Here is a 26,775-nt window from a genome sequence, read left to right on the forward strand (position 1 = left end):
AGAAACCAGAAGGCCCCGCCGATTGGCGGGGCCTTCTGTTATCCGTGGGTCAAGGCTCAGAGGGTGAAGCGCTGGGTCATCTGGTGCAGGCTGTTGGCCAGCTTGCTCAACTCGACACAGGCCTGGGCGGTCTGCTGCGCCCCCTGGGCGTTCTCGTCGGCGGCATTGTGGATGTTCACAATGCTGCGGTTGAGTTCCTCGGTCACCGCGTTCTGCTCTTCGGTGGCGGTGGCGGTGGCGATCAGGGTGTTCATGTCGCTGATCTGGGTGACGGCACCGTTGATGCTGTCGATGCTGCCCCCCGCTTCCCGTGCCAGCCCGACGCTCTCCTGCATCTGCTGACGGCTCAGTTGCATGGCGTTGCCCGCTTCGGCGGTACGCTCCTGCAACAGCGCTATCATCTTGCTTATCTCGGCGGTGGAGGCCTGGGTACGCTGGGCCAGGGAGCGCACTTCGTCCGCGACGACCGCAAAACCACGCCCCTGCTCGCCAGCCCGGGCCGCCTCGATGGCCGCGTTGAGTGCCAGCAGGTTGGTCTGCTCCGCGATGCCGCGAATGACATCCAGCACCATGCTGATGCTGGCGCTGTCCGCTTCCAGCTGCGACACCACAGTACCCGCCTGCTCTATCTGCTGCGACACCTGCTCTATGCTGCCGATGGCGCTGCGCACCACCTGATTGCCCTGAGTCGAAGTACGGGAGGCCTCCTTGGCCGCGCTCATGGCATCCGTGGTGTTGCGGGCCACCTCATTCACGGTGGACTGCATCTCATTCATGGCGGTGGCCACCTGGGAGACCTCGCTCTGCTGGCTGGCCATGCCCTTGGCGGACTGTTCGGAGATGGCGCTCACCTCCTCCACCGCGCTGCTGAGCTGGCTCACCGAGCCCGCGATCTCGCTCACCAGGCTCGCCAACGCCCCCTGCATCCGGTCGATGGCAGAGCCAAGCTGACCCAGCTCGTCGCGGTTGAAGCGGCTGGTGCGGATCCACTCCTGCAGCTCCCCCTTGCCGAGATCGCCGCTCGCGATGCGCTGGGCCTGACGGGCCAGCATGATGAGCGGGTCGCGGATCTGGCGGGTCAGCACCACGGAGAGGCAGACCACCAGCACCAGACCGACCAGCAGGGACAGGGTGACGCTCAGTTTGGCGGAATCATAGGCCGCCACCACCACCTTGCGGGAGGCATCGGCATAGCCATGGTTGATGCGCACCAGGTCGCCCACCGACTTGGCCAGGTTGGTGTAGAGGGTAACCCCCTCCCCCATGAAGAGGTGCTGGGCCTCGGTCATCTGCCCTGAGTCCTGCATCTGCCGGATGCGCTGGTGCAGGCCGAGGTATTTCTCCCAGTCTGCCTTCACGATGTCGAAGGTACGGCGCTCCTCCAGATCCTCCGCCCAGATGGTGCCATCGTGGGCCGTTATCTGGCGCGCGGCCTCCTGCAGGCTCTTCTCGCTCTCATTGCGGTAATGGGCCTGCTGCTGGGGATCGTCCGCCACCAGAAAAACATCCAGCTCATAACGGCGCACCGCATTGATGGTCTCGCCCAGGGTGCTGGTACGCACCACGGCGGGCAGGATACTGTCGGTAAAACCGATGGCAGCCCGGTTCATGGTGCTGAATTCAAACAGAGAAAAGCCGCCTATAAAGGCCATCATCAGGCCGAGTACGGCAAAGCCGGCGGAGAGTTTCTTGCCTATCGTCATGGTGTTCATGGCATGTCCTGCATATGGGTCATCAAGTGGCATTCGTCGGCGCCGGCCCCTCGAGGCACGAGCACGCTAGCTGCCATCCATAGCAGTCGATCACACCTCATCCGTGCCGGCACGGGCGAGGGTGCCAGACGGGTGTCAAACAGGCCATCCCGCGGCACGGTGAGCTGTATCGGCCAGCGCGGGCATCACTTTAGGATTTTTTCAGAAAAAAAACCGGGGCAGACGGAGGGAAGAAGTCGGGGCATGTCGGCGCGACATACCCCTGGGTGACTAGCCTTTCAAGCCACCGAGAAACTCGGCACGGGTGTCTGGCTGGGTCTTGAAGACCCCACCGAGGGAGGTGGTGGTGGTGTAGGAGGTAGAATCCATCACGCCGCGCGCCTTCACGCAGAAGTGGGTCGCCTTGATGCTGATGGCCACGTCCTTGGTGCCGAGCAGGGTCTGCAGCGCCAGCAGGATCTGCTGGGTGAGGCGCTCCTGCACCTGGGGTCTGCGGGCGAAGAACTGCACGATACGGTTGATCTTCGACAGCCCGATCACCTTGCCACGGGGGATGTAGGCTACGTGGGCCAGCCCGTCGATGGTGACGAAGTGGTGCTCGCAGGTGCTGGTGAGGCTGATGTCCCGCACCATGATCATCTCGTCCACCTTCATCTTGTTCTCGATCACCGTCACCTTGGGGAAGGTGGCGTAATCGAGGCCGGAGAAGATCTCGTTCACGTACATCTTGGCGATGCGGTGCGGCGTCTCAGCCAGACTGTCGTCGGTCAGATCCAGCCCCAGCGTCTCCATGATGGCGCGCATGTGGCCTTCGATTTTTTCCTTCTTCTGCTGGCCGTTCAATTCATTGGCCACCAGAGGTGTCTCGAGGCCCTGGGCCTCGAGCGCAGCCCTGACCAACAGGGCTTCCTGGCTTAAGCTCGTCATCTTGTTTCTCTCCCACGCTCAGGGACTGTGCTGGCCATCGACATGGTGTCGTGGCGCAATCTTACAGGGCGATTATTGTCATAATTCAGACTAACTCAAGCCCAACACCTGACTTTATGTCAAACCACCCGGTTTTACCCTGCGGCCCCTTCCCCGTTCGGGGGCGCCTGGCAGACAGTCCGGCACTTGGCATGCAGGCGTCCCTTCCATGCCACCCACAAGGTGGTAACTCAAGGAAAGAGCCGCCGCTGTCATCACAGCAAAAGCCGTATTCCCCCGCATTCCTGCACGATCCGCCTGCCCATCCGGGCGGATTTTTGGGATAATCCGCCCCCTATACACCACAGAGGTCATGATGATGGAATTCGATACCGGTGCACTCCTCCCCTTGGACAAGGCCCTGCAAGGGATGCTGGAACAACTCAGCTGCTGCTGCGAGACGGAGCAGTTGCCGCTGCCCCAGGCGCTGGATCGGATACTGGCCGAGGAGATAAGCTCCCCCCTGTCGGTGCCCCCCTTCGACAACGCCGCCATGGACGGTTACGCCGTGCGTCTGGCCGATCTTGCCGCCGGCGCCCCACTCCACGTGGCGGGCAAGGCCTTCGCCGGCCAGCCCTATGAGGGCGAATGGCCGGTCGGTCACTGCATCCGCATCATGACAGGCGCCCCGGTGCCGGCGGGCACGGAGGCGGTCGTCATGCAGGAAGAAACGCAGGAGGGCGGCAACGGGATCACTTTTCTGACGACGCCCTTCCTTGGCCAGAACATCCGCCGCCGCGGCGAGGACATGGCGCAAGGATCCCGGGTGCTGGCGAGCGGCCTGCGCCTCAGCCCCCGGGAGTTGCCGCTGCTGGCCTCCTTGGGCATCGCCACCGTGACGGTACGCCGCCCGCTCAAGGTCGCCATCTTCAGCACAGGTGACGAGCTCAAAACCCTGGGCACCCCGCTCGCCCATGGCGACATCTATGACTCCAACCGTTACGGGGTCAAGGCCATGCTGACCCGCATGGGCATAGCGTGCCTGGATCTGGGCATCATCCCCGACGACCCTGCCGCCCTGCGCGCCGCCTTTATTCAGGCCGACCGCGAGGCTGATGCTCTCATCACCACGGGGGGCGTCTCGGTCGGCGAGGCGGACTTCACCAAGCAGTTGCTGGAGGAGCTTGGCGAAATCGGCTTCTGGAAGCTCGCCATCAAGCCGGGCAAACCCTTTGCCTTCGGTCGCCTGCCAAACGCCTGGTTCTTCGGCCTGCCGGGCAACCCCGTCTCCGCCATGGTTACCTTCGATCAGTTGGTGCAGCCGGCGCTGGCCAGGCTGGCCGGCCACCACTTCGCGCGCCCACTGCCGCTGCAGGCCATCGCGACCGAGCCCCTCAAGAAGGCGCCGGGGCGACTGGACTTCCAACGCGGCATGCTGAGCCAGGGCCCGAACGGCCTCGAGGTACGCAGCACCGGCTCCCAGGACTCCGGGGTGTTCAGCTCCTTGTCCCGGGCCAACTGCTACATAGTGCTTGAGCAGGAACGCGGCAAGGTGGCCGCCGGTGAGACGGTGACCGTCGAGCCCTTCTCGGGACTGCTGCTGTGAGCGAGATCCTGAGCGACGCCGAGCTGCTGCGCTACAACCGTCAGATCATTCTTAAATCTTTCGATTTCGAGGGGCAGGAGGCGCTCAAGCAGGCCCGGGTGCTGGTGATCGGCGCCGGGGGACTGGGCTGCGCCGCCAGCCAGTACCTGGCGGTGGCCGGGGTCGGCCGGCTCACCCTGGTGGATTTTGACCGGGTGGAGCTCTCCAACCTTCAGCGCCAGGTGCTGCACAGCGACGAGCGCATCGGCATGTACAAGGTGGACTCCGCCGCCCAGTCCCTGCGCGCCCTCAATCCCTGGCTAGAGGTGGAAACCCACGCCCTCCTCGCCGACGAGGCGCTGCTCGATGCCCTGCTGCCCGGCCACCAGCTGGTGCTCGACTGCACCGACAACGTCACCATCCGCAACCTGCTCAACCAGCGTGCCCGCCAGCACAGGGTGCCCCTGGTCAGCGGCGCCGCCATCCGGCTGGAGGGGCAGCTGTGCAGCTTCACCTGGCAGGAGGACGAGCCCTGCTACGCCTGCCTCAGCGCCCTGTTTGGCGAGCAGGCGCTGACCTGCGTCGAGGCCGGAGTGCTGGCCCCTGTGGTGGGCCTGGTGGGCAGCCTGCAGGCCCTCGAAGCCATCAAGCTGCTGGCCGGCATGGGCAAGAGCCATCACGGCCGCCTGCTGATGATCGACGGCCTCAGTGGCCGCTTTCGCGAGCTGAAGCTCCCCAAGCGCCCGGACTGCCCGGTCTGCTCCCAGCCCTGAGTGGCAGACCCCATCGACGAAAATGCCGAACCCAGGGGTTCGGCATTTTTATGTCCGCACAGACTCAGTGAGTCGCCAGGATCCGTTGCAGCAGATGGTTGAACCCGGCGGGATCTTCCGCGGGCCAGGCGTGATGGCCCTCGGGGGTATGGATGCTGGCGTTGGGCAGGGAGGCGAACTGCTCCACCCGTTTGGCGAGCGGCAGGTAGTCGTGACTGGTGGAGATGATGGCCACCGGCTGCCAGAGGCTGCCGAGCCGGGCGCGCACCGACCAGCCGGGCAGCGCCTCCAGCAGCGCCTTATAGGTCTTTTTCTTGTTACTGCGCACGAAGCGCAGCCGGAAGGTGTGGCGCACCGGGGCGAGCTCGGGGCCGGGGAAGAGTTCGCGCCCCAGCCACCAGGCCAGCGGCCGCATGCCAAACCAGCGCAGCCACTTGAGGCGCATGGCATGGCGCTCCTGCTCCCTCGGCGTCTCCAGCAGAAATTCGCTGAAGCCGTTGACCAGCACCAGCCCGCGCACCTTGTGAGGCAGTCGCAGCGCCAGCTCGAGCGCCACCATGGCCCCGAGCGACAGCCCCACCACCCAGGCGGGTTCCGGCTGCTCCTCTAGCCAGCGGGCCACGTCCGCCGCCAGGGTGGGCACATCGAAGGGCCCCTCCTGCATGCTCTGGCCATGGCCGCGCAGGTCCAGCGCCACCACCCGGTAGTGCTGGGAGAAGTGCTCGATCTGGGCCTGCCAGTCGAGGCTGGAGGAGCCAAGGCCATGCAGCAAGAGCAGCAAGGGGCCCTCCCCCGCGCTGCGCAAGGCCAATCCATGGGATTTCATTACCTGGTTGCGACGCACCCGTGCTCTCCCTCTCGACTCGATAGCGGCCATCGACGGCCTTGCTGCCCATGCTGTGGCGACACGCCCCTCAGCCCTCTCCCACCAGGCTCACCGCCTTGATGTAGGCGTAAAGGCGCTGCCCCGGCACCAGCGCCAGCCGCTGCGCGGAGCGGCTGGTGATCCGGGCCAGCAGTATCTGCTGCCCCAGCGCCAACTGCAACAGGGTTTGCCCCGGCCTCACCTCCCGCGCCTCCAGCAGTCGGGTCTCGAGGCAGTTGGAGAGGCTGGAGTGCACTATGGGGGCGGTGGCGATCACCAGATCCCGCCCCGCCACCTTGATCTGCAGCTCCCCTGTCTCGTCGGGGGCATGCTCCATGGTGACCATCAGGCTCTGATCCCCGAGTTGCAGGGTCGCCATCTGCTCAGCATCATCGTAGTGGGCCAGGGTCGCCGTCAGCATGACACCGGCATCGTCGCGACTGGCGAGGGAGAGGTCGGTGCGGGCGAAGATCTCGCTCGGCCTGCCCTGCGCCTCCACCCGGCCCCCCTCCTGCAACACCAGCTGATCGCACAGCAGGCTCACCTCCTCCATGGCGTGGCTCACGAAGATCATGGGGATGCCGCTTTCACGCTGCAACCCCTTGAGCACATGGGCCTGATGGATGCGGCTGCGGCTGTCCAGCGCCGAGAAGGGCTCATCGAGCAGCAGCAGATCCGGCTCTGCCAGCAGGGCCCGCCCCAGGGCCACCCGCTGACGCTGGCCACCGGAAAGCCCGTGGGCGGGCTGCCCCAGCAGATCGGCAAAGCCGAGCCGCATCGCCAGCGCCTCGGGCTGCCAGCGCCCTCGCCCCTTGCCCGCCGCCAGCTGCAAATTGCCCAATACAGTCATGTGAGGAAAGAGGCGGGAATCCTGGAACACCAGCCCGATGCGGCGCGCCTCCGGCAGCAGGGCCGCCAGATCCCGCCCCTGCCAGTGCAGGACGTCCGAGGGGGCGCGATCCAGCCCGGCGATGATGCGCAGCAGGGTACTCTTGCCACAGCCGGAAGGGCCAAAGAGGCCGAGAATGCCACCAAGGGGGAGTGTCAGATCGCAGTCGAGTTCGAAGCCGCCAAACCGGCGCCTGGCCTTGAGGTGCAGGCTCATCCGAATAACCTCCGCTGCCGGCGCTGCAAGACGCCATAGACCAGCACCAGCATCACCAGGGAGAAGCCCATCAGGCCACCCGCCAGGTAGTGGGCATGCCGATAATCCATGGCTTCCACGTGATCAAACAGGGCGATGGAGAGCACCTGGGTCTCTCCCGGGATGTTGCCCCCTATCATCAGCACCACGCCAAACTCCCCCAGGGTGTGGGCAAACCCGAGCGCCGCCGCCATTACGAAGCTCGGCAGCGTCATCGGCAAGATGATCTGAAAGAAGCGCTCGAGGGGCCCGAGCCCCAGGGTGGCGGCGGCTTCGATCTCCTTGTTGCCCATGTTGACGAAGGCGGAGGTGAGCGGCTGCACCACGAAGGGGAGCGAATAGAGGATGGAGGCAAACAGCAGGCCTAGGAAGCTGAAGGCAAGGGGTGTCCCGAAGGTCTCCCGCCACCAGGCGCCGAGGCCATATTCCGGCGAGAAGGCGAGCAGCAGATAGAAGCCGAGCACGGTCGGCGGCAGCACCAGGGGCAGCGCCACCAGGGCCTCCACCAGCGGCCGCAACCTATGCTGGCTGCGGGACAACCACCAGGCGAGCGGCGGCGACAGTAGCAGCAGGGTGGCGGTGGTGCTGGCCGCCAGCTTCAGGGTAAGCCAGACCGCCAGCAGATCCCCTTCACTCATGGGGCATATCCCTCCCTGGTGCGAGCAGCAACATGTTATGCATCCTCATTGCAAGGCGTGGCCGGCCAGTGGTCATGGGAGATTGGCATTCATGCCATCACTGCGGCAGGGCATAGCCCGCGGCCTTGATCTGTTGCTGGCCCGGGCCCTTGAGCCAGGCGACCAGGGCATCGACCGCAGCCCCTTTCTTCAGGATCAGCCCCTGCTGTTCGATGGGGGGGTAGAAGCTGGCCGGCACCGCCCAGGCTTCGTCGGTCTTGCCCGCTTCCACCAGGTTGGCCCAGGCGACGAAGCCCAGCTCGGCGTTGCCGGTGTCCACGAACTGCCAGGTCTGGCTGATGTTGGTACCAGTCAGCACCCTGTATTGCTTGGGATCTATCTTGAGATGGGCCAGGGTTGCCATGGCGGCGGTGCCATAGGGGGCGGTTTTCGGGTTGGCGATGGCGAGGTTGCCCTTCCAGCTGCGCAAGGTCGCCTCATCAGGGGTCGGACCGCCCTTCTTCCACAGACCGAGCTGGCCGATGGCGTAGGTGAAGCGATCGCTCCCCTTGCCCTCCGCCTCCAGTTTTTGAGGGGTGGCCACGTCGGCGGAGAGGAAGATATCGAAGGGGGCGCCGTGGGTGATCTGGGTGTAGAGCACCCCGGTGGCCGCCGAGCTGATGACGACACTGTGACCTGTCTTGGCGGTGAACGCCTTGCCAATGCGCTCCATGGTCCCCTTGAAGTTGGCGGCCACGGCCACCTTGACCTCATCGGCCTGCGCGGCCCCGCTGTACAAAGCGCCGGCGACGAGGCCAAGCAACACCACGGACAACTGTTTCTTCATTCCCTGTCTCCTTGAGGCTCGGCGTAGTCCGAGCAGGGGGTGGCAGGCACCCGTGGGCACTTACCAATCATCGAACCGGGCTGGCTAGGGGTCTTGCCGCCAGCGAGCGGCAGCAGCATCATCGCTCTGCTTGGCCTCGACCCAGCGTTGAATCCCTTCGGCGGTCAGCTCTTTTTTCCAGAACGGCGCCCGGGTCTTCAAAAAATCCATGATGAAGTGGCAGGCCTCGAATGCGGCGTCCCTGTGGGCGCTGCTCACCGCCACCAGCACGATTTGATCGCCGAGCAGCAGATCGCCGATGCGGTGGATCAGGGTACACTCCTGCAGCGGCCAGCGGCCACGGGCCTCTGTGACTATGTCCGTCAGCGCCTTTTCGGTCATGCCGGGGTAGTGCTCGAGGGAAAGCCCCTTCACCGCATCACCCTGATTGAAGTCACGCACCTTGCCGACGAAGGTGACGATGGCGCCACTGTCATGACGGGTGGCGAGGCGCTCATACTCCTCGCCAAGCGAGAAGTCGGCCCGCTGCACCAGGATGCGATCGGTGGGGGTCGTTGTTGCCTGGGACATGATTCAGCCTCCGGTCGTTACTGGAAGGAGAGGGAAGAAGGCGGCCTCATGCCAGTCCCACAGCACCGTTGTGCGATCCACGGTCGTTATCTCGCTCATTCTCAGCCTCCGGTCGTTACTGGAAGGAGAGGGAAGAAGGCGGCTTCGTGCCAGTCCCACAGCGCCGTTGTGCGATCCACGGTCATTATCTCGCTCATCCTCAGCCTCCGGTCACCGGGGGGAAGAAGGCGACTTCATCGCCATCATTGAGCGTCGTCTCGAGCGGCACCAGGGTCTGGTTGACCGCCACCAGCAGCTTGCCGGACTCGAGCGCCAGCGCCCACTTGTCGCCGCGCTCGCACAAGGCCGCGCGCAGCTGTTCAGCTGTGGGATAGTCGCTGGGCAGGCTCAGTTCGTCGCAGCCCACCAACTCCCTCACTTGCGCAAAAAACAGTACCTTGATCATGCTTGTTCTCCTGCACTCGCACCCAGTTGGAAATGACCGGACTTGCCGCCCTTCTTCTCCACCAGCCGCACCTGCTCGATCACCATGTCCTTTTGCACCGCCTTGCACATGTCGTAGATGGTCAGCGCCGCCACGGACGCCGCGGTGAGCGCCTCCATCTCGACCCCTGTCTTGCCAGACAGCTTGCAGAGGGTGCGGATATGAACCCTATTGTGCTCGGGCTGGGCCTCAATCTCTACCTCCACCCGGGTCAGTGCCAGGGGGTGGCAGAGGGGAATGAGGTCGGCAGTCTTCTTGGCCGCCATGATGCCGGCGATGCGAGCAGTGGCGAACACGTCCCCCTTGTGATGCTGACCACCGAGGATCAGGGCCAGGGTCGCGGGGGCCATGGTCACGAAGGCTTCGGCGCGAGCCTCCCGCTCGGTGACCTGTTTGTCGGTCACGTCCACCATGTGCGCTTCGCCGCTCTGATTGAGATGGGTCAGGTTCATCTATGCCCCTTGGTCACGAATAGTTCCACAAGAACCCGGCAGCCGGTACGCTGTCGCCCGGGTTCATCCATGCCCTGTCACTCACGCCGGTATGGCGCTGGTGCTCAGATGGGCCACGAAGTTGCACGGCCTGGTACGGGCGTCCAGCTGATCCCGAATGAGCTGCTCCCAGCCGAGCTGGCAGGCGCCGGTGGAGCCCGGCAGACAGCAGATGAGGGTACGGTTGGCCAGGCCTGCCAGCGCGCGGCTCTGCATGGCCGACCCTTTTATCTCGGCAAAGGAGAGCTGGCGGAACATCTCGCCAAAGCCCTGCACGGTGCGCTCGAACAGCACCCCCACCGCCTCCGGCACCCGGTTCTGTTCATTGAAGCCGGTGCCACCGTTGATCAGCACCACCTGCACCCCGTCATCGACGATCCAGTCGCTCACCTGAGCCCGGATCCGGAACAGGTTGTCCGGGCAGAGCGCCCTGTCCGTGAGCTGGTGACCGGCTTCAGTCAGGGCAGAGACCAGATAATCCCCCGAACTGTCGTCGGCGGCGGTACGGCTGTCGGAGACCGTCAGTACGGCGATCTTGAGAGGGATGAATTCGTTGTGTTTGGGTGCCATGTTTTTGGCTGCCATGGGACAAGTCCTGTCAATCATTGACCACGAGAGGAAGAAGAGGGATACGCGTCGCCCGGCCATGTCGGTCGGTGAATGCACGCCGACACGGGCGCCGCGTTGCCGGGGAGGGATTCTATCAAAAGATGTCAGGCTGAGGGGTTAAAAGGTCTATAAAAATCAAAGGCCATCGGCGCGGTGCAAGCCACGCCGATGGCCTGGTGTCCTTAAAACCCTTCCACGCCCTTCATGTCAGGCAACTGGTGAGCGATACCCTTGTGACAGTCGATACAGGTGCTCTCGCCACTGGCCAGACTGGTGGAGTGCATCTGGGCGCCCCGCTTGCCTTGCAGGGAGAAGTCCATGTACTCGAAGTTGTGGCAGTTGCGACATTCCCTCGAATCCGTGTCCTTCATGCGCTTCCACTCCCGCTCGGCCATCTCGCGACGGTGGCTCTCGAATTTCTCGCGGGTATCCACCTTGCCGGTCAGCATGCCCCACAGCTCCTTGGAGGCCTGCACCTTGCGAATGATCTTGTAGGTCCATTCGTGGGGCACGTGGCAATCCGGGCAGCTGGCACGCACCCCGGAACGGTTCGCATAGTGAATGGTGTCGCGGTACTCCACGAACACGTTGTCCTTCATCTCGTGGCAACCGGTACAGAATTTCTCGGTGTTCGAGGCTTCCATGGCGGTGTTGAAACCGCCCCAGAAGATGACGCCGCCGAAGAAGCCCATCAGCAGCAGCACCCAGAGGGCCGCCTTCGAGGGGGACTTGAAGGTGGTCCACAGACGCTGGATAAAGCCGGGTAATTTCATCTATGGGTTCCTCAGTTCAGCGCTTCAACTGGTTTAAACGTATTTTCCACCAGCGGCTTCGCATCCGCCTGCGGCACGTGGCACTGCAGGCAGAAGTAGCGGCGGGGGGACACTTCGCCAAGGGTCATGCCGTCACGGGTTTCGAAATGAGTGGGGCTTATCTTGGGCGCCTTCATCTTGCTGGCGTTCTTGAAGCTGTGGCAGGCCAGGCACTTGTTGACCTTGTTGTCCACCTCGTAGTTGCGGGTATCGTGGGGGATCAGCGGCGGTTGATGCATGTACTGACGATCGTAGAGATCCCCATCCTTGCGATAGTTCTTCATGGGAGCCGCATCTGCATCCGTGACCAGATCCGTACTCCCCCGCTCCGATTTTATCCCCCCCGTGCTGTTGGTGATCTCGGGGGTGGCTGCCATCAAGGAGCCCGCCATCAGGCAGGCCAGCATTGCTCCAATCAGCTTTTTCATTATTTGTTCTCCGACGTTTTCTCTGCCTTGACGGCAAAACCTGTAGTGATTTCGAAAACTTGCTCCGCGCAGACATCGATGCAACGGCCGCAGTTGGTACACTCCTGAGCCACAATCAAGGGCCCGTGACCGCGCCTGGCCCCGTGAACCGGGCCGCGCAGGATGGGACGCTCCGGGCAGACCGCATAACAATCCATGCAGTTGCTGCACCGCTCACGCCCCTTGGCAGAAATCTTGATAAACCCGACCCGGTTGACCAGGGCATAGAAGGCCCCCACCGGGCAGAGATGACCACACCAGCCCCGCTCCACCACGAACAGATCGAACAGGAACAGAGCCACCAGCAGACCCCAGCCCGCCCCCATGCCAAACAGCAGGCCGCGCATGGCCAAGGACACCGGATTGACCAGCTCCCACACCAGCACGCCCGTAATGGCGGGCGCCACCAGCACCATGGCCAGCAGCCAGTAGCGGGTGTTGCGGTTGAACTGGCCGTTGCCCTTGAGCCCAAGTCGGGCCCTGGCCCAGGCGGCTGCATCCGTGACCAGGTTGACCGGGCAGACCCAGGAGCAGAACACCCGCCCCCCGACCAGCCAGTACCCCAGCAGCACCAAGCCTGCCCCGAGCCACAGTGTGGTGATGGGCCAATGGCCCGCCGCCACCGACTGCAGCAGGGTCAGGGGATCCGAGAGCGGTACCGTCTCCAGCAACAGCGAGCTGGAGAGGTTGCCCTTGAGGATCCAGACCCCCGCCAGCGGCCCCAGCAGGAAGAGCCCCAGCACGCCGAACTGGCTCAGACGGCGCAGCAGCAGGAAGCGATGGGCACGCCACCAGCCCAGCCTGGCGCTGGCCTCGGCCCCCGGATAACGACTCATAGCCCCTCCGGTTTGCGGGTGGGCAGGGTGAGTCGCTCACCGATGAGGGACTTGCCCGCCTTGGCCTTCTCTTCCCAGCCAAGCCGGTAGTGATGACCCAGCTCACCCTTGGCGAGCTGACGGGGCACCACCTTGATGGCCGCCGTCTCCAGCACGCAGGCGTGCTCGCACTTGCCGCAGCCGGTACAGATGTCGCTGTGTACCGTGGGCAGGAACATGGCGTGCTTGCCGGTGCGCGGATTGCGTTGCAGTTCGAGGGTGATCGCCTTGTCTATCAGCGGGCAGACCCGATAGCAGACATCGCAGCGCAGGCCCAGGTAGTTGAGGCAGGTCTCGTGATCGATGAGCACCGCCACCCCCATCCGCGCCTGATCGATGTCGGTCATCCCCTGATCCAGCGCCCCGCTCGGACAGGCCACCACACAGGGGATGTCGTCACACATCTCGCAAGGAACGCTGCGCGCCTCGAAATAGGGGGTGCCCGTGGTCACGGGATCCAGCAGCCGGGCGAGCTTGAGGGTGTCGTAGGGGCAGGCTTCGACGCAGAGCCCGCAGCGCACGCAGGCACCAAGGAAGTCTGCCTCCCCCAGTGCCGCCGGCGGCCGCAGAGCCTGGGCGGGCACCGCCTGCGCCTGCTGGCGCGCCACCGAGCCCAGACCCACACCCAGGAGGCCCACGGAGCAGGCCCCCTTGGCAAGGTCGGCCAGGAACTGGCGACGGCTGCGACTCATCCCCCGGCCCGCCTTACGCCTTCATGACCTTGACGGCGCACTTCTTGTAATCCGTCTCTTTGGAGAGCGGATCCGTGGCGTCCAGGGTCAGCTTGTTGACCAGCTGGCTCGCATCGAAGAAGGGCATGAACACCAGGCCTTTGGGCGGACGGTTGCGGCCGCGGGTCTCGACGCGGGTCTTCACCTCGCCACGGCGGGAGGAGACGATCACCTCTTCGCCACGGCGCACGCCGCGGGCCTTGGCATCTTCCGGGTGCATGAAGAGCACCGCATCCGGGAAGGCGCGATAGAGCTCGGGCACCCGGCGAGTCATGGTGCCGGTGTGCCAGTGCTCCAGCACGCGGCCGGTGGAGAGCCACATGTCGTACTCTTTATCCGGTGCCTCGGCGGCCGGCTCATAGGGCAGCGCGAAGATCACCGCACGGCCATCGGGCTTGCCGTAGAATTTCACCCCCTCCCCCGCCTTCACATAAGGGTCAAACCCTTCGCGATAGCGCCACAGGGTCTCCTTGCCGTCCACCACGGGCCAGCGCAGGCCACGGGCTTCGTGGTACTGATCGAAGGGCGCCAGATCGTGGCCGTGGCCGCGACCGAAGGAGGCGTACTCCTCGAACAACCCCTTCTGCACGTAGAAGCCGAAGTGTTCCGCCTCGTCGTTCAGCGTCCCCTTGCTCTGCTCTTTCGGGAACTGATTGACCTGCCCGTTGGCGTAAAGCACCTCGAACAGGGTCTTGCCCTTCACTTCCGGCATCTTGGCAATCAGCTCAGCCGGCCACACCTCTTCCACGGTGAAGCGCTTGGAAAACTCCATCAGCTGCCACAGATCGGACTTGGCCCCTTCTGGCGCCTTCACCTGCTGGTGCCAGAACTGGGTGCGGCGCTCGGCGTTGCCATAGGCACCCTCTTTTTCCACCCACATGGCGGTGGGCAGGATGAGGTCAGCCGCTTGCGCGGTCACTGTCGGGTAAGGGTCGGAGACCACGATGAAGTTGGCTGGGTTGCGATAACCGGGCAATCCCTCCTCGTTCATGTTGGGGCCGGCCTGCATGTTGTTGTTGCACATCACCCAGTAGGCGTTGAGCTTGCCGTCTTTAAGCATGCGGTTTTGCAGCACGGCGTGATAACCCACCTGCTCGGGAATGGTGCCTTCCGGCAGCTTCCAGATCTTCTCGGCGATGGCGCGGTGCTTGGGATCGGTCACCACCATGTCGGCGGGCAGACGGTGGGCGAAGGTGCCCACTTCCCGCGCCGTGCCGCACGCAGACGGCTGGCCGGTCAGGGAGAAGGGACCCGAGCCCGGGGTGGAGATCTTGCCGGTCAGCAGGTGGATGTTGTAGCAGAGGTTGTTCGCCCAGACGCCACGGGTGTGCTGGTTGAAGCCCATGGTCCAGTAGGAGACCACCTTCTTGTCGGGATCGGCATAGATCTGGGCCAGCTTCTCCAGCTTGTCTTTGGAGACGCCGGAGAGCTTGGCCACCGACTCGACGTCATAATCCGCCACGAACTTGGCAAACTCCTCGAAGCTCATGGGGGTCGAGTCGCCGCTGTCGGGGTTCTTGGCCTTCTGCTGCGTCGGGTGAGTCGGGCGCAGGCCATAGCCGATGTCGGTGACGCCCTTGCGGAACTGGGTGTGCTTGTTGACGAAGTCCCAGTTCACCTTGTCGTTCTGGATGATGTAGTTGGCGATGTAGTTGAGGATCGCCAAGTCGGTCTGGGGCGTGAACACCATACCGTTGTCCGCCAACTCGAAGCTGCGGTGCTCGAAGGTGGAGAGCACGTGCACCTGCACATCCGGGTTGGAGAGGCGGCGATCGGACATCCGCGACCAGAGAATGGGGTGCATCTCGGCCATGTTGGAGCCCCACAGCACGAAGGCGTCGGCCTGCTCGATGTCGTCGTAGCAGCCCATGGGCTCATCCATGCCGAAGGTACGCATGAAACCGACCACGGCGGAGGCCATACAGTGACGGGCGTTGGGATCCAGGTTGTTGGTGCGCAGGCCCGCTTTCATCAGCTTGGCGGCGGCATAACCTTCCCACACGGTCCACTGACCGGAGCCGAACATGCCGACGGCGGTCGGCCCCTTCTCCTTGAGGGTGGCCTTGAACTTCTCGGCCATGATGTCGAACGCCTGATCCCAGCTGATGGGGGCGAAGTCGCCATTCTTGTCGAACTTGCCATTGGTCATGCGCAGCATCGGCTGGGTCAGGCGATCCTCGCCATACATGATCTTGGAGAGGAAGTAGCCCTTGATGCAGTTGAGGCCACGGTTGACCGGCGCATCGGGATCGCCCTGGGTCGCCACGACACGTCCGGCCTGAGAGCCCACCAGCACGGAGCAGCCGGTGCCGCAGAAGCGGCAGGGCGCCTTGTCCCAGGTGATGGCAGTCTTGTCGGTGCTGGTAATAAGGTTCGCCGCCAGGGTGGGGGCACTGACTCCGGCCACGGCAGCGGCTGCCGCCACCGCATTGGCCTTCATAAAGTCGCGTCGACTCAGCTTCATGACATATCCTCGCATTGCTTAATCACATCAATGACAGCCATTGTCACGAGCCGCGCTGGCTCAGCGTCATGGCGCTTTATTGCTTTCATCGGGCATCGCAAACCGCGCGGCCCCAGCCTCATGGCGCTATTCCCTGCCCTCGGCTTCGACTTCATCAAACTGGTGGTAAATCAGGGCGGCGGAGAGCACGCCCGGCATGGCATTGATCGCATCGATGGCATCCATGATGGGGCGCTGGCTGGGCCCTTCCAGGGTCACCACCAGCTTGCCTTCGTCGCTGACGGCATGGATCTCTGCCCCATCCAGGGCCGCAATCTGCTCTGCGAGCTGGTGGCGCAAGGGGGGCTGGGTCAGTACCACCAGGCTGGATACGTGGAACTCTTCTCGGGTCATATGGTTGTTTTCCAACTTGCTCATCCCTTGCTTCATGTAGACGACCCCTGATGGGGGGCGCCCACCCTGATACTGCCGACCGGACAATCCGCCACGCAGGCACCACAGCCATTGCACGACTCGGTATGGATGCTGGGGGTGGGTACTCGCCCCAGCTGAGGAGAAAAACGGATGGCCTGCTGCTCGCAGCTGTCCTGACAGCGCTGGCAGAAGACCTGGGCACTGGCCAGGCAACCGGCTTCGATGTGAGCCACATAGTCCCAGGGCGTCTGCGTCGTCGGCCTGAACACAGGCACCTGGCAGGCGCTGACGCATTCGCCACAGAAGGTGCACTCGCCACGCTGGAAATCCACCGTCGGGAAGCCGCCGTCCCCCTTGATCAGGATCTGCTCCGGGCAGGCCGTCAGGCAGTCGCCACACCGGGTGCAATCGGCCACGAAGTCGGCCCAGGAGACAGACCAGGGCAGTTGCACCTCAGGTCTGGGCGCGCTCAGTCGTCCTCGAAACAGACTGCGGCGTGACAGATTGACCCCATCAGGCATATCAATTCCTCTTCACAGGACAGAATTCGAGCGCGGAACCAGTGACTGGCATTTTCAATACCAATTATAAGCGTGGGTGTATATTGCGACTCTCACAAGTCCAGTGATATACCACCAGGGAGATAAACAGGGGGGATTATTGCGCTGGATCAAACCCTTGGCGCAACAAGGCAGGAAAGGGGCAAGGTAAATTACCCCTATATGAGGATTGCTTATTAATCGATGGCTATTTTGAGCTAACGGTGAGCACTCAGCCGCCGATGGAGGCGAGATGGGGGGTCATACCGGCATTGCCCTCGTGCAGACGATGGGTGGCGGCCTTGCCGGTGAGCGCCTGGCTGATCCGCAGTTGCAGGGCTTCCTGCTGACTGTCGTCACTGAGCAGATCCCGCAGTTCCACCCCGTTGTCACCGAACAGACAGAGGTGCAACTTACCCACGGAGGAGACCCGCAGCCGATTGCAACCGGCGCAGAAGTCCTTGCTGTAGGGCATGATGAGTCCGACCCCACCCTGTGATTCGGGGTGCATGAACACCTGTGCCGGACCGTCGTCCACCGCGCGCAATTGCTGGATCCAGCCATTGCCAAGCAGTTGCTCCTTGATGAGCTCGCCACTGGTGTGGTGGTCGCGAAACAGGTTGTCCATCTCCCCGGTCTGCATCAACTCGATGAAGCGCAGCTCGATGGGCTTGTGCCTGATCCAGGCCAGAAACTGATCCAGCTGCTGATCGTTGAGCCCCTTGAGCAGCACCGCATTGATCTTCACCGACTTGAAGCCGGCGGCCAGTGCCGCCTCTATTCCCTCAACCACCTCCGCCAGCTTGTTCTCACCGGTGATTTGGTGAAACTGGCGTGGGTCCAGGCTGTCGACACTGACATTGAGGGCATTGAGTCCGGCATCGAACCACTCCTGGGCGCGCTCCTTCAAGCGATAGCCATTGGTGGTCATGGCCACCTTCTCGATGCCGGGGGTATTGGCCACCGCCTCTATGATGGCGGTAAAGTCACGGCGCAGTGAGGGTTCCCCCCCGGTCAGGCGCACCTTGCGGGTGCCCATGGAGGCGAAGCCAGAGACGATGCGGCGGATCTCCTCCAGGGAGAGAAACGACTTGCGCCCCTCCTTGTTCCCATCCGGGGGGCGATAACCGTCCGGCAAACAGTAGGTACAACGGAAATTGCACACGTCGGTAATAGACAGGCGCAAATAGTAAAAACGACGGGAAAAACCATCTTCAAGTGGCAACATAAACACCTTTCCAAATACGGGAGGCCAGGGCATTTCTTTCCTGACCCTTTCAGCTCGAACGACGGCTGACGGCGTTTTCCCCCTATCTCAATGACTTAGGCAAAAACGCTCGGAGTTCATCTAGTTTTTCGATGCTAGCACAAGTTGGAGTACACTCCCATGCTACTTTGTGGGGTCTTTGTCTGATCTGAAGGAAGCCAATCGGCATGGGAAAGTGGTTCAAAGTACACTCGGTCAGCAGCGCCATCGGCCGCTCCATGGTGCTGATCCTGTTCATGGCCAGCCTGATCGCCGTGGTGGCCATGGTCACCCTCTTCTACTCGGTACCCGACGCCAAGGCGATCAACCTGTCGGGATCATTGCGGATGCAGGCCTATCGCATGGCCTACGAAATCGAGAAGGATCAGGCCGTCCTCGGCCGGCTCGACCAGTTCGAGCAGACACTGCACGCCTCCGAGTTGCAGGAGACCCAGCGCTGGATCACCCCCGCCTCCTTGCGCCGTACCTATGGCGAGGTGCTGCTGCAATGGCAGATGATGCGCGAGCACATCGAGAACGCCACCCCCAGCCGCTACACCGACAACACCGAGCAGTTCGTCGCCGCCATCGATGACTTCGTCAATCAGATGCAGTATCACGTGGAGTTCAAGGTGCGCATGCTGGCGCTGGCGGAGGGGCTGGGCTTGCTCTCCATCATCACCATCGCCTGGTTCACGGTGCGTTTCACCCGCCAGCAGGTGGTTGCCCCCCTCAATCAGCTGGTCCATTGCGCACGCCAGATCCAGCGCCAGGAGTTCGACCTGACCCTGCCCCCCCACTGCGAAAACGAGTTGGGGGAACTGTCCGGCGCCTTCGCCACCATGGCGGACGAGCTCGGCAAGCTCTATCGGGAGCTGGAGAGCAAGGTGGAAGAGAAAACCGCCAAGCTGCAGCAGGCGAACGACACCCTCTCCTTCCTCTACTCCACCGCCCAGAAGCTGCATGCGGCGCCGCTGAGCCGCCGTACCCTGCAGAAATTGCTGGAGCGGGCCGCCGCCCATCAGCACATCGACTACATCAGGCTGACCCGCTTCGAGCACAATGCCATGCCGGTCTACATCACCGGGCGCAAGGGCTGGCCCGGAGACCTGGATGCCGTGGTGAGCTTCTATCTGCAGATGGATGATGAGGAGTACGGCCGGCTCGACATGATAAGCGCTCACCCCATCGACGAGCGGCTGATGAAGAACTTCTCCATGCTGCTGGCCCAGGTGCTGCACAAGGATCAGACCTTGCTGCAGCACCAGCGCCTGCTGCTGATGGAGGAGCGTGCCGTCATCGCCCGCGAGCTGCACGACTCGCTGGCCCAGGCGCTCTCCTACCTCAAGATCCAGTCCACCCTGCTCAAGCGCTCCGTCGCCAAGGGGGATAATGGCAAGGCCAAAGCCGCCATGGAGCAGATAGACGAAGGGCTCAGCAATGCCTATACCCAGTTGCGCGAGCTGCTCGGTACCTTCCGCCTCAGCATCGGCGACGCCAATCTCGGCGAAGCCATCGGCGTCATGCTGGAGCAGCTCAAGCCCCAGACACGGGCCGAGATCCGGCTCCAATACGGACTGACTGATACGGATCTTGAGGCGGGGCAGCACATACACATCCTGCAACTGATCCGTGAGGCAGTGCTCAATGCCATCAAACATGCCTGCGCCCAGCGCATTGACGTTAGCTGTGAGACCCTGGCTGATGGTAACATCCAGGTTCAGATTGCAGATGATGGTGTCGGAATAGGGGGCGCAAGCTCGGCGGTGAATCACTACGGTCTCAGCATCATGAACGAGCGTGCCAGCAAGTTGCACGGTCAGTTGACCATCAGTGAACCGTCTTCCGGGGGCACCCGTGTACACCTGACTTTTCCCACCAGCCTAACAAGAGACGCCTGATGGACGAGATGAAATATAGTGTTCTGGTCGTAGATGACCATCCCCTGATGCGCAAAGGCATTGTGCAACTGCTGGAGCTGGAAGATAACATCGAAGTGATAGGTGAGGCTTCTAACGGCACTGACGCCGTAGCCATGGCCAAGGAGTCCGAACCGGACCTTATCCTGCTCGATCTCAACATGAAGGGCTTGTCCGGCCTCGATACCCTCAAGGCCCTGCGCGCCGAAGAGGTCACCTCCCGGGTCGTGATCCTGACCGTTTCCGACGCCCGTCAGGACGTGGTTGCCCTGCTCAAGGCAGGCGCCGATGGTTACCTGCTCAAGGACACCGAGCCCGACATGCTGCTCGGTCAGCTGGCCGATGTCATGACCGGCAAACAGATCCTGAGCGAGCCCCTGCGTCCCTATCTGGAAAACATCTATGAGCTGGACCATCTGCAACAGAAGCTGGAAAGCCTGACCCGCCGAGAGATGCAGATCATGCGCGAGATTGCCAAGGGTCTTTCCAACAAGCAGGTCGCCTCCGTGCTCCACATCTCGGAAGGCACCGTCAAGGTGCACGTCAAGAGCCTGCTGAAGAAGCTCGAGGCCCAGAGCCGGGTGGAAGCCGCCGTCATGTACCTGGAGCAGCGCAACTAGACTCCCATGTTATCCTCCCACTCATACCAGCCAAGGCCCCGTCATTTCGGGGCTTTTTGCTGGATACAGCACAGCCCCAGCCTAACAGAATGTCATCGGCTCCACTCTCGCAACTTATTGAGAAAATGCATTATTATGTTTGGGAGACGACAGATGGAGGGCGCACGGCATGACACCTGAACAGATCGAACTGGTACAAAGGGCATGGGGCAGGGTCACCGCATTGAACAACACCTATGTTCAGGAGGTGTATGCAGAGCTGTTCCGGCTGTCACCTGACTTGATCAACCTCTTTCCCGATCCTGCGGGAATGCCGGTCACCAAGGTGTCTGAGACACTGAACACGGTGATCACCAGCCTGGAGCAGCTGGATGCCCTGGGTTTCATCATCCGGGATCTCGGCAGACGGCATCGACAGTTCAACGTGCAGTCACACCAGTTCGGCCTGTTGAAACAGGCATTGACCCTGGTGCTGGCAAGACGGCTGGGAGAGCACTTCACACCGGCGCTGTCTGAGGCCTGGTCACAGATGTACGACGAGATCGCCGCCCTGATGCTGGAAGGGCTCGGTCAGCACACCCCATCCGTCGTCTAGCCGTTTCAGCCATCACGTCTGACAGATCCTGCCGCTGAAGATGGATGGCAGATGCGCATTTTGCAGGAGAGTCATTTGCATTATGCGAACGCAGCCCCATTCTGCAGATGGGGCATGTACGAGCCCCTACAAAGCCACCTGAATCCCTTCCTAAGCTATCCTCTCCCTGCCGTTGAATAAAATCTTAATTGATTGATTACTAATGGATATTTAAATTATCGGCATCATTTTCCTGCCGTTTCTCCATTTTCCTCGTGCTCTGGCACAGTCACTGCATTGTCATATTCAGATGCAACTTATCGGAGGATGGAACATGAAACTTCAACACTTGGCACTGTTCCCCTTGCCCTCACACATACTGCCGGGCGGGAAACTCCCCTTGCGTCTGTTTGAGCCTCGCCACCTGCAGATGCTCAAGGAGTCCTTCATCGATGATCGGGGCTTTGGCATCGTGATGGAAGAGAGCACCAACACGGGCACCTGCGGGCGTATCCTGCCAGTCGGCACTCGCGTCAAGGTGACAGATTTCTATACGCTCAACGATGGTCTGCTCGGGGTCACCGTGCTCGGTCTGGAACGTTTCTGCATCCACGAAATGGAAACGGATGAATCCGGATTGCGCCACGCTCAGGTGGAAACCCTGCCCAACTGGCCGAGCGCGCACTCGGACTTCAGCGACAAGCAGCTGGTCAGCAGATTGCAGGAAGTATTTGAACAATATCCAGAACTGGATGAGCTCTATCCGGACAAGCAGTTCGACGACGCGGCCTGGCTCTGTCAGCGCTGGCTCGAGATCCTGCCCATGCCGATCTATGAGAAACAGATGTTGATTGCCAAACAGAACAGTGAAGCGGCGCGCCAGTTTCTGCGCCGACTGATCGCACAGTGAGTCAGAGAGTGAGTCAATACGTGATTTGCAAAACGCGAATATTCTGACCGGAAATTCTTACAATGAAAAGATGGAATTCGCAATTTGCAATCACTGGTGGCGATAACAACAGATAACTCCGCTACCAGCCGCAAATAACAGGTCATGAAAAGTTGGCACGACTTTTTCATATAAGACCGTACAACCCGATTTATCCCGTGCTCTCTTCAGTATTTGCTGAAGAATTGGTCAACCACCAGGTTGACCATTTTTTTACCCAAAATCTGGCTATGGAAGCCGGCAATGGCGCAGCAAACAACTGCGCAGCCGGGCCAGGCTGATGGGTTTGGCCAGAAAGTCGTTCATCCCCTGGGCCAGACAACGCGCCCTGTCCTCCGTCATGGCATTGGCCGTCAGCGCTACTATGGGAACCTCGCACCCCATGGATCGCAAGCGGCGGGTTGCTTCCAGCCCGTCCATCTGCGGCATTCGCATATCCATCAGGATGAGGTCCGGTCGCCGCTCATCGACCTGTGCCAGCGCCTCCAGGCCATTGCTTGCAAGCCTCACCCGACACACCAGCTTTTGCAGCATGAGCGACACCACCAGCTGATTGACCGGGCTGTCCTCCACCACCAGCACATCCAGATCCAGCATGGAGAGCCCCTGGGTGGCGGGGCTGACTGCCTCGATGCAAGGTGAGGCCATCCCGGGCAACTCGAACCAGAAACAGCTGCCCTGCCCCGGGGTGCTCTGCAGGCGGATGTCCCCCCCCATGAGTTGCACCAGCCGCCGGCAGATGGCCAGCCCAAGCCCGGAGCCGGAGAAGCGACGGCTGGCCGAGCTGTCGACCTGATAGAACGGTTCGAACAGCAGCGCCTGATCCTCCGGGGATATGCCAATCCCGGTGTCGCTGACCGACACCCTCAGCCGCTCATCCTGCCATTCCAGCGCGAGCCGCACGCTGCCGGCGGCGGTAAATTTCACCGCATTGCCGAGCAGATTGCCAATCACCTGGGACAGGCGGACCGCGTCCCCCTGCAGGTGAGACGGCACTTGCTCATCCAGCTGCCAATGCAGCGCTATGCCCTTGGCTCGGGCCTGCGCCTGCAGCGGCTCCACCAGCGCCCGGCACAGCTCGGCGGATTGAAAAGGCTCGCAGTGCAGGGCCAGGGTATGGGATTCAATCTTCGAGAAGTCGAGTACATCATCGATGATGGTCTGCAGCAGATGAGCAGAGTGGGTGGCGTGACCGAGCAGGGTCTGTTGGGGAGTCTCGAGCCGACCGTGCTGCAGCAGATCCAGCATCCCCAGCACCGCATTCATGGGGGAACGGATCTCGTGAGTCATCATGGCCAGGAACTGGGACTTGGCGCGGTTGGCACTCTCGGCCTCATCCCGTGCCCGCGCCAGCTCCTGCTCGCGGCGGATCTGGCTGCCAATCTCCCGCGCCGTGCCCCGATAACCGATGAAGGTGCCGCTGGCGTCATGACAGGGCTCGGCATTTATCTCCATCCAGCAGGGTCCGCTGGCCAGCGTCACCTGGGCGCGCATCGCCCGCACCGGCAGATGGTGAGCGATCTGGTGCTGATACTTGCACCAGGCGGGATCCTGCTTGTCGTGGGCAAAGTCATAGAGGCTGCGCCCCGCCTGGCGGACAAGCGCCTCCCCCTGATAGCCGGGGGCAGAGACATAGCTCAGCCTGTGCTCGGGATCCGTCTCCCAGAACCAGTCAGACGCCATGGCGGCAAAGCTGCGAAAGCGCTGCTCGCTTGCTTGAAGCGCCAGGGTCTTGAGGTCGACCTGCTCCTGCAGGCGCGCCCGATAGGCAATGTTGACCAGCGCCTGGGAGATGAGCGGGCGACAACGCTGCATCGCCGCCTTGCTCTGAAGATCGAAGGTGCCCGCGGTACTGTGCCGGCAGATGAGCACCCCAGAGAAGCCCGGCGCCTGCAGCCCCGTCATCATGACGCTGGCCCAGCCCGCCGCCCCCGCCAGAGCAGCCAGCTCGGGCAACTGGGCCGGATCATAGATGACCAGGGTTTCCCCGGCGATGGCGCGGGAGAAGAGCGCCGTCAGCGGCCAGATGCGGCCGACCTCTCCGAGTTGGGTGCTCAGATGCGTGGTGCCGCGCGTGCTTTCCCAGGCGACCACGTCAGCCTGTTCGAAGCCGATGAAGGGCTTGAGCGCCAGGATGAGGCTGTCCAGTACCTGCTCGAGGCTCTGAGCCTGTGCCAGTGTTGCCACCCCGCACAGCAGGGCCTGCGACTCCTGACGGTATCTGGCCTCCCGCTCCCGGCAACGCATCAACTCCACCAGCGTGGTTTGCAGCTTGTCACCCAGGGTTTCGAGTTCACTATTGCCTATCATCTTGTGTCCAGCACCGTGTCAGCTCTCGAGGAAGATTACGCTCGACACCATGAGGTTGCCATGGGCCAGCTCACCGTGGGGCAATCGCCCCTGCTCGCCGAAGGTAAATGGCGTGATAAAGGGGATCTCCCCCAGCCGTTGACTGAAGTGACCGACGACATCGCTGAGTGAGTCCCCCAGCGCCAGACGGCAGCCCGCGCAGAACACCACCAGGGCACCGATGGGTTGCAGGTTCCCCGCCATCCCGTATTCGGGTTCGATGCGCACCGCATTCAGGCTGCGCTGAAGCAAGCCTTCCTGGCTGCTGTACATCAGTTGCAGGCGCTCCCCCAGCCGGGTTTCGGTAAACAGACGCAACCCTTCCCGCGCCGTGACAGTATCAGGGTGGGAGAGCTTGTAGTAAGGCATCTCATCGAGCGTCCCGACCTGCCGAGCCAGCGGGGAGAGGGTCGTCTCCCGCAAAATGGGGCCCACCGGCCAGGGGACCTGGCGTTCTATCCAGCGAGCGTAGACCCGGGCCGCCGGCTCATTGTCTATGGTCAGTACCTCGCGCCCCTCCAGCGCGGTAATGATGCCATGGCGCTCGGTGGGCACATAACCGGAGTGGAACTGGAAGGCCAACTGGCAATCGGGATAGAGCACCGCCACCACGCAGCCCTGCGTCCCTTCCCCCTCATCCCAGCACAGTTGCCACTCGCCGGTGACACCGTCGTCAGCCGCCGACCCGCCGACGATGGGAACCGTCGCCCCGAACTCGGCATCTATGCCCGCCAGCACAGCCTCTTCCTGCCCCGGGCTGGTGTGCAGCAAGATGAGTTGCGGCAACTCGCCGGGACGCCCACCATCCGCAATGGCGCGGCGCAGCAACTGGCGCACATCCAGCTGATCCCCTGCCTGGCCGGCTACGCCGTAGGCCCCCTTGTCGTCATAGAGGGCCGCCACCGCGAGACTCCAGCCCAACAGACCATGATGGCCAGTCTGGGTCAGGATACCGCCACAGGAGCTGCACCCGATGAGCCGGACATCGGGAAAGCGGGACTTGAGTGCACGGCGCAGTACCGCGGCATCGTGAGCTTGGGTAAAATAAACCAGCAAAAGCGACGGGGAATGGGGTGATTGAGCGAGCAGCCGTTCAACTATCTGTTGGGCGGCCAGCGGGGTCGTCTCGGCAAGGGAGTGAGCCGTCAGGAAGTTCAACACCATCTCCTAGTGGTATGCGATGCTCTGGCATCAAGCAAAAATCATACCTTTATCAAATAATTACCTGGTCATGCGGACTAGCATGATACTCACTGGCCCACACAGGATGACGGCATGTGGCAGAAAAATATCAATGACTTTGAGCGGGTCGTCGCCATCGGCGGTGGACATGGCATGGGTCGGGTGCTCTCTTCTCTCTCGTTTTTAGGCACTCGGCTGACGGGCATTGTCACCACGACCGATAATGGCGGCTCCACCGGACGCCTGCGCAAGAGCCAGGAGTGCATCGCCTGGGGCGATCTGCGCAACTGCCTCAATCAGCTGGTGACCGAACCCAGCATCGGCAGCCGACTGTTCGAATATCGCTTCACGGGGCGCGGCGAGCTGGCGGGTCACAACCTCGGCAACCTGATGCTGCTGGCACTCGACAATCTCTGCGTCCGTCCCCTGGATGCCATCCGGCTCATCAGCGACATGCTGAACATCGAGCCCAGCCTGCTGCCCATGTCCGAACATCCCACCGATCTGTGTGCCCACACCGTCTGTGGCGATCAGATCCTGGGGGAGGTTTCCATCGATCAGCTCACCACACCGCCACGGGCCCTGAGCCTGAACCCGGTCGTGCCGGCCACTCGTGAGGCGATCGATGCCCTGAACCAGGCCGACATGATCATTCTGGGGCCCGGCAGCTTCCTCACCTCCATCATGCCGCCCCTGTTGCTAAACGAGGTAGCCGAGGCGATCCGCGGCAGCGGTGCCATCGTCGTCTTCATCAGCAATCTGGTGGCCGAAAACGGGCCAGCTGGCAAGCTGACACTGTCCCACCAGCATCGCTGGCTGGAAGAGCGGATCGGCCAGGGTCGGATCGATGCCATCCTGGCCCACGAAGGCCATGGGGCCCCCGAGCTACAGCATTGCCTGGTTCTGGCCAGTCTGGGTGAGGTTGCCCTGCCCCATCGCCACGATCGCCTCAAACTCCGACAGGCGCTGGATACGGTGATCCTGAGCTGGTATGCAGAGCGTGACAAGGCGGGCTAAGCCGCCAATGCGGC

The 26,775-nt window shown here is 62.4% G+C and carries 27 protein-coding genes and 1 riboswitch; of the genes, 7 read left to right on the forward strand and 20 right to left on the reverse strand.

The genetic code is table 11. From position 1 onward, the window contains the following. Positions 1 to 56: 56 nt before the first annotated feature. Together KI797_RS13460 and folE are read right to left on the reverse strand one after the other, a co-directional pair. The gene (locus KI797_RS13460; RefSeq protein WP_226169690.1) at positions 57 to 1,712 is read right to left on the reverse strand and encodes a methyl-accepting chemotaxis protein; all 1,656 of its coding nucleotides are present in this window, start codon (positions 1,710 to 1,712) and stop codon (positions 57 to 59) included. A gap of 270 nt (positions 1,713 to 1,982) precedes the next feature. After that, a complete protein-coding gene (gene folE, locus KI797_RS13465; protein WP_043132898.1) occupies positions 1,983 to 2,639 on the reverse strand; it encodes a GTP cyclohydrolase I FolE in 657 nt (218 codons plus the stop codon). A gap of 358 nt (positions 2,640 to 2,997) precedes the next feature. Between folE and moeA the strand changes: the two genes are divergently transcribed. Further along, complete coding sequence (gene moeA, locus KI797_RS13470) at positions 2,998 to 4,224, forward strand: molybdopterin molybdotransferase MoeA (RefSeq protein WP_319003264.1); 1,227 nt, start codon at positions 2,998 to 3,000, stop codon at positions 4,222 to 4,224. Next, positions 4,221 to 4,976: a molybdopterin-synthase adenylyltransferase MoeB gene (gene moeB / locus KI797_RS13475; protein WP_182785770.1), complete on the forward strand. Its 756-nt coding sequence runs from the start codon at positions 4,221 to 4,223 to the stop codon at positions 4,974 to 4,976. The genes moeA and moeB overlap by 4 nt, the downstream gene beginning before the upstream one ends. Positions 4,977 to 5,040: 64 nt before the next feature. Here the strand turns inward: moeB and KI797_RS13480 are convergent, their stop codons facing one another. From KI797_RS13480 to moaA, 16 genes are all read right to left on the reverse strand, one after another. Continuing rightward, a complete protein-coding gene (locus KI797_RS13480) occupies positions 5,041 to 5,820 on the reverse strand; it encodes an alpha/beta fold hydrolase (protein WP_043132894.1) in 780 nt (259 codons plus the stop codon). Positions 5,821 to 5,890: 70 nt separating this feature from the next. Beyond that, positions 5,891 to 6,946: a molybdenum ABC transporter ATP-binding protein gene (gene modC, locus KI797_RS13485; RefSeq protein WP_226169692.1), complete on the reverse strand. Its 1,056-nt coding sequence runs from the start codon at positions 6,944 to 6,946 to the stop codon at positions 5,891 to 5,893. Further along, entirely contained in the window at positions 6,943 to 7,623 is a 681-nt protein-coding gene (gene modB, locus KI797_RS13490) for a molybdate ABC transporter permease subunit (RefSeq protein WP_226169693.1), read from the reverse strand. The genes modC and modB overlap by 4 nt, the downstream gene beginning before the upstream one ends. A gap of 97 nt (positions 7,624 to 7,720) precedes the next feature. Next, positions 7,721 to 8,449 carry a molybdate ABC transporter substrate-binding protein gene (gene modA, locus KI797_RS13495; protein ID WP_226169694.1) on the reverse strand — a complete coding sequence of 243 codons (729 nt, stop codon included), beginning with the start codon at positions 8,447 to 8,449 and terminating at the stop codon, positions 7,721 to 7,723. Positions 8,450 to 8,533: 84 nt separating this feature from the next. Then, positions 8,534 to 9,019 carry a molybdopterin synthase catalytic subunit MoaE gene (moaE, locus tag KI797_RS13500; RefSeq protein ID WP_171269149.1) on the reverse strand — a complete coding sequence of 162 codons (486 nt, stop codon included), beginning with the start codon at positions 9,017 to 9,019 and terminating at the stop codon, positions 8,534 to 8,536. A 199-nt stretch (positions 9,020 to 9,218) separates the two neighbouring features. Beyond that, entirely contained in the window at positions 9,219 to 9,464 is a 246-nt protein-coding gene (moaD, locus tag KI797_RS13505; RefSeq protein ID WP_226169696.1) for a molybdopterin synthase sulfur carrier subunit, read from the reverse strand. Continuing rightward, positions 9,461 to 9,955 (reverse strand): cyclic pyranopterin monophosphate synthase MoaC, encoded by a 495-nt coding sequence (gene moaC / locus KI797_RS13510; RefSeq protein WP_226169697.1) that lies wholly within the window; start codon positions 9,953 to 9,955, stop codon positions 9,461 to 9,463. Before moaC ends, moaD begins: the two co-directional genes overlap by 4 nt. Positions 9,956 to 10,036: 81 nt before the next feature. Further along, positions 10,037 to 10,564: a molybdenum cofactor biosynthesis protein B gene (gene moaB, locus KI797_RS13515; protein WP_041207033.1), complete on the reverse strand. Its 528-nt coding sequence runs from the start codon at positions 10,562 to 10,564 to the stop codon at positions 10,037 to 10,039. A 221-nt stretch (positions 10,565 to 10,785) separates the two neighbouring features. Further along, on the reverse strand, positions 10,786 to 11,376 hold the full coding sequence (locus KI797_RS13520) for a cytochrome c3 family protein (RefSeq protein ID WP_043132887.1): 591 nt from the start codon (positions 11,374 to 11,376) through the stop codon (positions 10,786 to 10,788). Positions 11,377 to 11,387: 11 nt separating this feature from the next. Beyond that, entirely contained in the window at positions 11,388 to 11,843 is a 456-nt protein-coding gene (locus KI797_RS13525; protein WP_041206124.1) for a nitrate reductase cytochrome c-type subunit, read from the reverse strand. Then, positions 11,843 to 12,718: a quinol dehydrogenase ferredoxin subunit NapH gene (gene napH / locus KI797_RS13530; RefSeq protein ID WP_226169698.1), complete on the reverse strand. Its 876-nt coding sequence runs from the start codon at positions 12,716 to 12,718 to the stop codon at positions 11,843 to 11,845. The genes KI797_RS13525 and napH overlap by 1 nt, the downstream gene beginning before the upstream one ends. Continuing rightward, entirely contained in the window at positions 12,715 to 13,449 is a 735-nt protein-coding gene (gene napG / locus KI797_RS13535) for a ferredoxin-type protein NapG (RefSeq protein WP_043132884.1), read from the reverse strand. The genes napH and napG overlap by 4 nt, the downstream gene beginning before the upstream one ends. Positions 13,450 to 13,462: 13 nt before the next feature. Then, on the reverse strand, positions 13,463 to 15,952 hold the full coding sequence (napA, locus tag KI797_RS13540; RefSeq protein ID WP_226169699.1) for a nitrate reductase catalytic subunit NapA: 2,490 nt from the start codon (positions 15,950 to 15,952) through the stop codon (positions 13,463 to 13,465). A gap of 126 nt (positions 15,953 to 16,078) precedes the next feature. Further along, positions 16,079 to 16,369, reverse strand: a complete 291-nt coding sequence (locus KI797_RS13545) for a chaperone NapD (protein ID WP_226169700.1) — start codon at positions 16,367 to 16,369, stop codon at positions 16,079 to 16,081. A gap of 8 nt (positions 16,370 to 16,377) precedes the next feature. After that, complete coding sequence (napF, locus tag KI797_RS13550) at positions 16,378 to 16,887, reverse strand: ferredoxin-type protein NapF (RefSeq protein ID WP_182785775.1); 510 nt, start codon at positions 16,885 to 16,887, stop codon at positions 16,378 to 16,380. Between the two features lie 250 nt (positions 16,888 to 17,137). After that, positions 17,138 to 18,133, reverse strand: coding sequence for a GTP 3',8-cyclase MoaA (gene moaA, locus KI797_RS13555; protein WP_226169701.1), 996 nt, complete (start codon positions 18,131 to 18,133; stop codon positions 17,138 to 17,140). Continuing rightward, positions 18,121 to 18,260: riboswitch (molybdenum cofactor riboswitch) on the reverse strand. It overlaps the preceding gene by 13 nt. Before the next feature lie 79 nt (positions 18,261 to 18,339). On the opposite strand from moaA, the gene narQ reads away from it, so the two are divergent. The 4 genes from narQ to KI797_RS13575 all read left to right on the forward strand — a co-directional run bounded on the left by narQ (position 18,340) and on the right by KI797_RS13575 (position 22,174). Further along, on the forward strand, positions 18,340 to 20,052 hold the full coding sequence (gene narQ / locus KI797_RS13560; protein WP_043132876.1) for a nitrate/nitrite two-component system sensor histidine kinase NarQ: 1,713 nt from the start codon (positions 18,340 to 18,342) through the stop codon (positions 20,050 to 20,052). Beyond that, positions 20,052 to 20,690, forward strand: a complete 639-nt coding sequence (narL, locus tag KI797_RS13565; protein ID WP_005325544.1) for a two-component system response regulator NarL — start codon at positions 20,052 to 20,054, stop codon at positions 20,688 to 20,690. Before narQ ends, narL begins: the two co-directional genes overlap by 1 nt. Positions 20,691 to 20,859: 169 nt before the next feature. Then, positions 20,860 to 21,285, forward strand: a complete 426-nt coding sequence (locus KI797_RS13570; protein ID WP_041206130.1) for a globin domain-containing protein — start codon at positions 20,860 to 20,862, stop codon at positions 21,283 to 21,285. Between the two features lie 313 nt (positions 21,286 to 21,598). Next, on the forward strand, positions 21,599 to 22,174 hold the full coding sequence (locus KI797_RS13575) for an LON peptidase substrate-binding domain-containing protein (RefSeq protein WP_041206132.1): 576 nt from the start codon (positions 21,599 to 21,601) through the stop codon (positions 22,172 to 22,174). Between the two features lie 267 nt (positions 22,175 to 22,441). Here KI797_RS13575 and KI797_RS13580 read toward each other — a convergent pair whose 3' ends face one another. Both KI797_RS13580 and KI797_RS13585 read right to left on the reverse strand, forming a co-directional pair. Further along, a complete protein-coding gene (locus tag KI797_RS13580; protein WP_005325547.1) occupies positions 22,442 to 24,523 on the reverse strand; it encodes an ATP-binding protein in 2,082 nt (693 codons plus the stop codon). 18 nt (positions 24,524 to 24,541) lie between these two features. Then, complete coding sequence (locus tag KI797_RS13585) at positions 24,542 to 25,726, reverse strand: FIST signal transduction protein (RefSeq protein WP_226169703.1); 1,185 nt, start codon at positions 25,724 to 25,726, stop codon at positions 24,542 to 24,544. Between the two features lie 111 nt (positions 25,727 to 25,837). Between KI797_RS13585 and KI797_RS13590 the strand changes: the two genes are divergently transcribed. Beyond that, entirely contained in the window at positions 25,838 to 26,761 is a 924-nt protein-coding gene (locus KI797_RS13590; RefSeq protein WP_226169704.1) for a gluconeogenesis factor YvcK family protein, read from the forward strand. Positions 26,762 to 26,775 lie beyond the last annotated feature (14 nt).

Origin of the sequence: Aeromonas media (assembly GCF_020423125.1) — a bacterium.
Lineage (GTDB): Bacteria > Pseudomonadota > Gammaproteobacteria > Enterobacterales > Aeromonadaceae > Aeromonas > Aeromonas media.

Excerpts from the sequence above, each read along its gene's own strand:
- moaD (WP_226169696.1), bottom strand. The coding sequence starts at position 9,464 with ATGATCAAGGTACTGTTTTTTGCGCAAGTGAGGGAGTTGGTGGGCTGC.
- napH (WP_226169698.1), bottom strand. The coding sequence starts at position 12,718 with ATGAGTCGTTATCCGGGGGCCGAGGCCAGCGCCAGGCTGGGCTGGTGG.
- KI797_RS13525 (WP_041206124.1), bottom strand. The coding sequence starts at position 11,843 with ATGAAAAAGCTGATTGGAGCAATGCTGGCCTGCCTGATGGCGGGCTCC.
- narL (WP_005325544.1), top strand. The coding sequence starts at position 20,052 with ATGGACGAGATGAAATATAGTGTTCTGGTCGTAGATGACCATCCCCTG.
- KI797_RS13580 (WP_005325547.1), bottom strand. The coding sequence starts at position 24,523 with ATGATAGGCAATAGTGAACTCGAAACCCTGGGTGACAAGCTGCAAACC.
- KI797_RS13570 (WP_041206130.1), top strand. The coding sequence starts at position 20,860 with ATGACACCTGAACAGATCGAACTGGTACAAAGGGCATGGGGCAGGGTC.
- narQ (WP_043132876.1), top strand. The coding sequence starts at position 18,340 with ATGGGAAAGTGGTTCAAAGTACACTCGGTCAGCAGCGCCATCGGCCGC.
- folE (WP_043132898.1), bottom strand. The coding sequence starts at position 2,639 with ATGACGAGCTTAAGCCAGGAAGCCCTGTTGGTCAGGGCTGCGCTCGAG.
- KI797_RS13575 (WP_041206132.1), top strand. The coding sequence starts at position 21,599 with ATGAAACTTCAACACTTGGCACTGTTCCCCTTGCCCTCACACATACTG.
- moaA (WP_226169701.1), bottom strand. The coding sequence starts at position 18,133 with ATGTTGCCACTTGAAGATGGTTTTTCCCGTCGTTTTTACTATTTGCGC.
- napF (WP_182785775.1), bottom strand. The coding sequence starts at position 16,887 with ATGCCTGATGGGGTCAATCTGTCACGCCGCAGTCTGTTTCGAGGACGA.
- modA (WP_226169694.1), bottom strand. The coding sequence starts at position 8,449 with ATGAAGAAACAGTTGTCCGTGGTGTTGCTTGGCCTCGTCGCCGGCGCT.
- KI797_RS13460 (WP_226169690.1), bottom strand. The coding sequence starts at position 1,712 with ATGAACACCATGACGATAGGCAAGAAACTCTCCGCCGGCTTTGCCGTA.
- modB (WP_226169693.1), bottom strand. The coding sequence starts at position 7,623 with ATGAGTGAAGGGGATCTGCTGGCGGTCTGGCTTACCCTGAAGCTGGCG.
- KI797_RS13585 (WP_226169703.1), bottom strand. The coding sequence starts at position 25,726 with ATGGTGTTGAACTTCCTGACGGCTCACTCCCTTGCCGAGACGACCCCG.
- moaB (WP_041207033.1), bottom strand. The coding sequence starts at position 10,564 with ATGGCACCCAAACACAACGAATTCATCCCTCTCAAGATCGCCGTACTG.
- modC (WP_226169692.1), bottom strand. The coding sequence starts at position 6,946 with ATGAGCCTGCACCTCAAGGCCAGGCGCCGGTTTGGCGGCTTCGAACTC.
- KI797_RS13520 (WP_043132887.1), bottom strand. The coding sequence starts at position 11,376 with ATGAAATTACCCGGCTTTATCCAGCGTCTGTGGACCACCTTCAAGTCC.
- moeA (WP_319003264.1), top strand. The coding sequence starts at position 2,998 with ATGGAATTCGATACCGGTGCACTCCTCCCCTTGGACAAGGCCCTGCAA.
- moaE (WP_171269149.1), bottom strand. The coding sequence starts at position 9,019 with ATGTCCCAGGCAACAACGACCCCCACCGATCGCATCCTGGTGCAGCGG.
- moaC (WP_226169697.1), bottom strand. The coding sequence starts at position 9,955 with ATGAACCTGACCCATCTCAATCAGAGCGGCGAAGCGCACATGGTGGAC.
- napA (WP_226169699.1), bottom strand. The coding sequence starts at position 15,952 with ATGAAGCTGAGTCGACGCGACTTTATGAAGGCCAATGCGGTGGCGGCA.
- napG (WP_043132884.1), bottom strand. The coding sequence starts at position 13,449 with ATGAGTCGCAGCCGTCGCCAGTTCCTGGCCGACCTTGCCAAGGGGGCC.
- KI797_RS13545 (WP_226169700.1), bottom strand. The coding sequence starts at position 16,369 with ATGAGCAAGTTGGAAAACAACCATATGACCCGAGAAGAGTTCCACGTA.
- KI797_RS13590 (WP_226169704.1), top strand. The coding sequence starts at position 25,838 with ATGTGGCAGAAAAATATCAATGACTTTGAGCGGGTCGTCGCCATCGGC.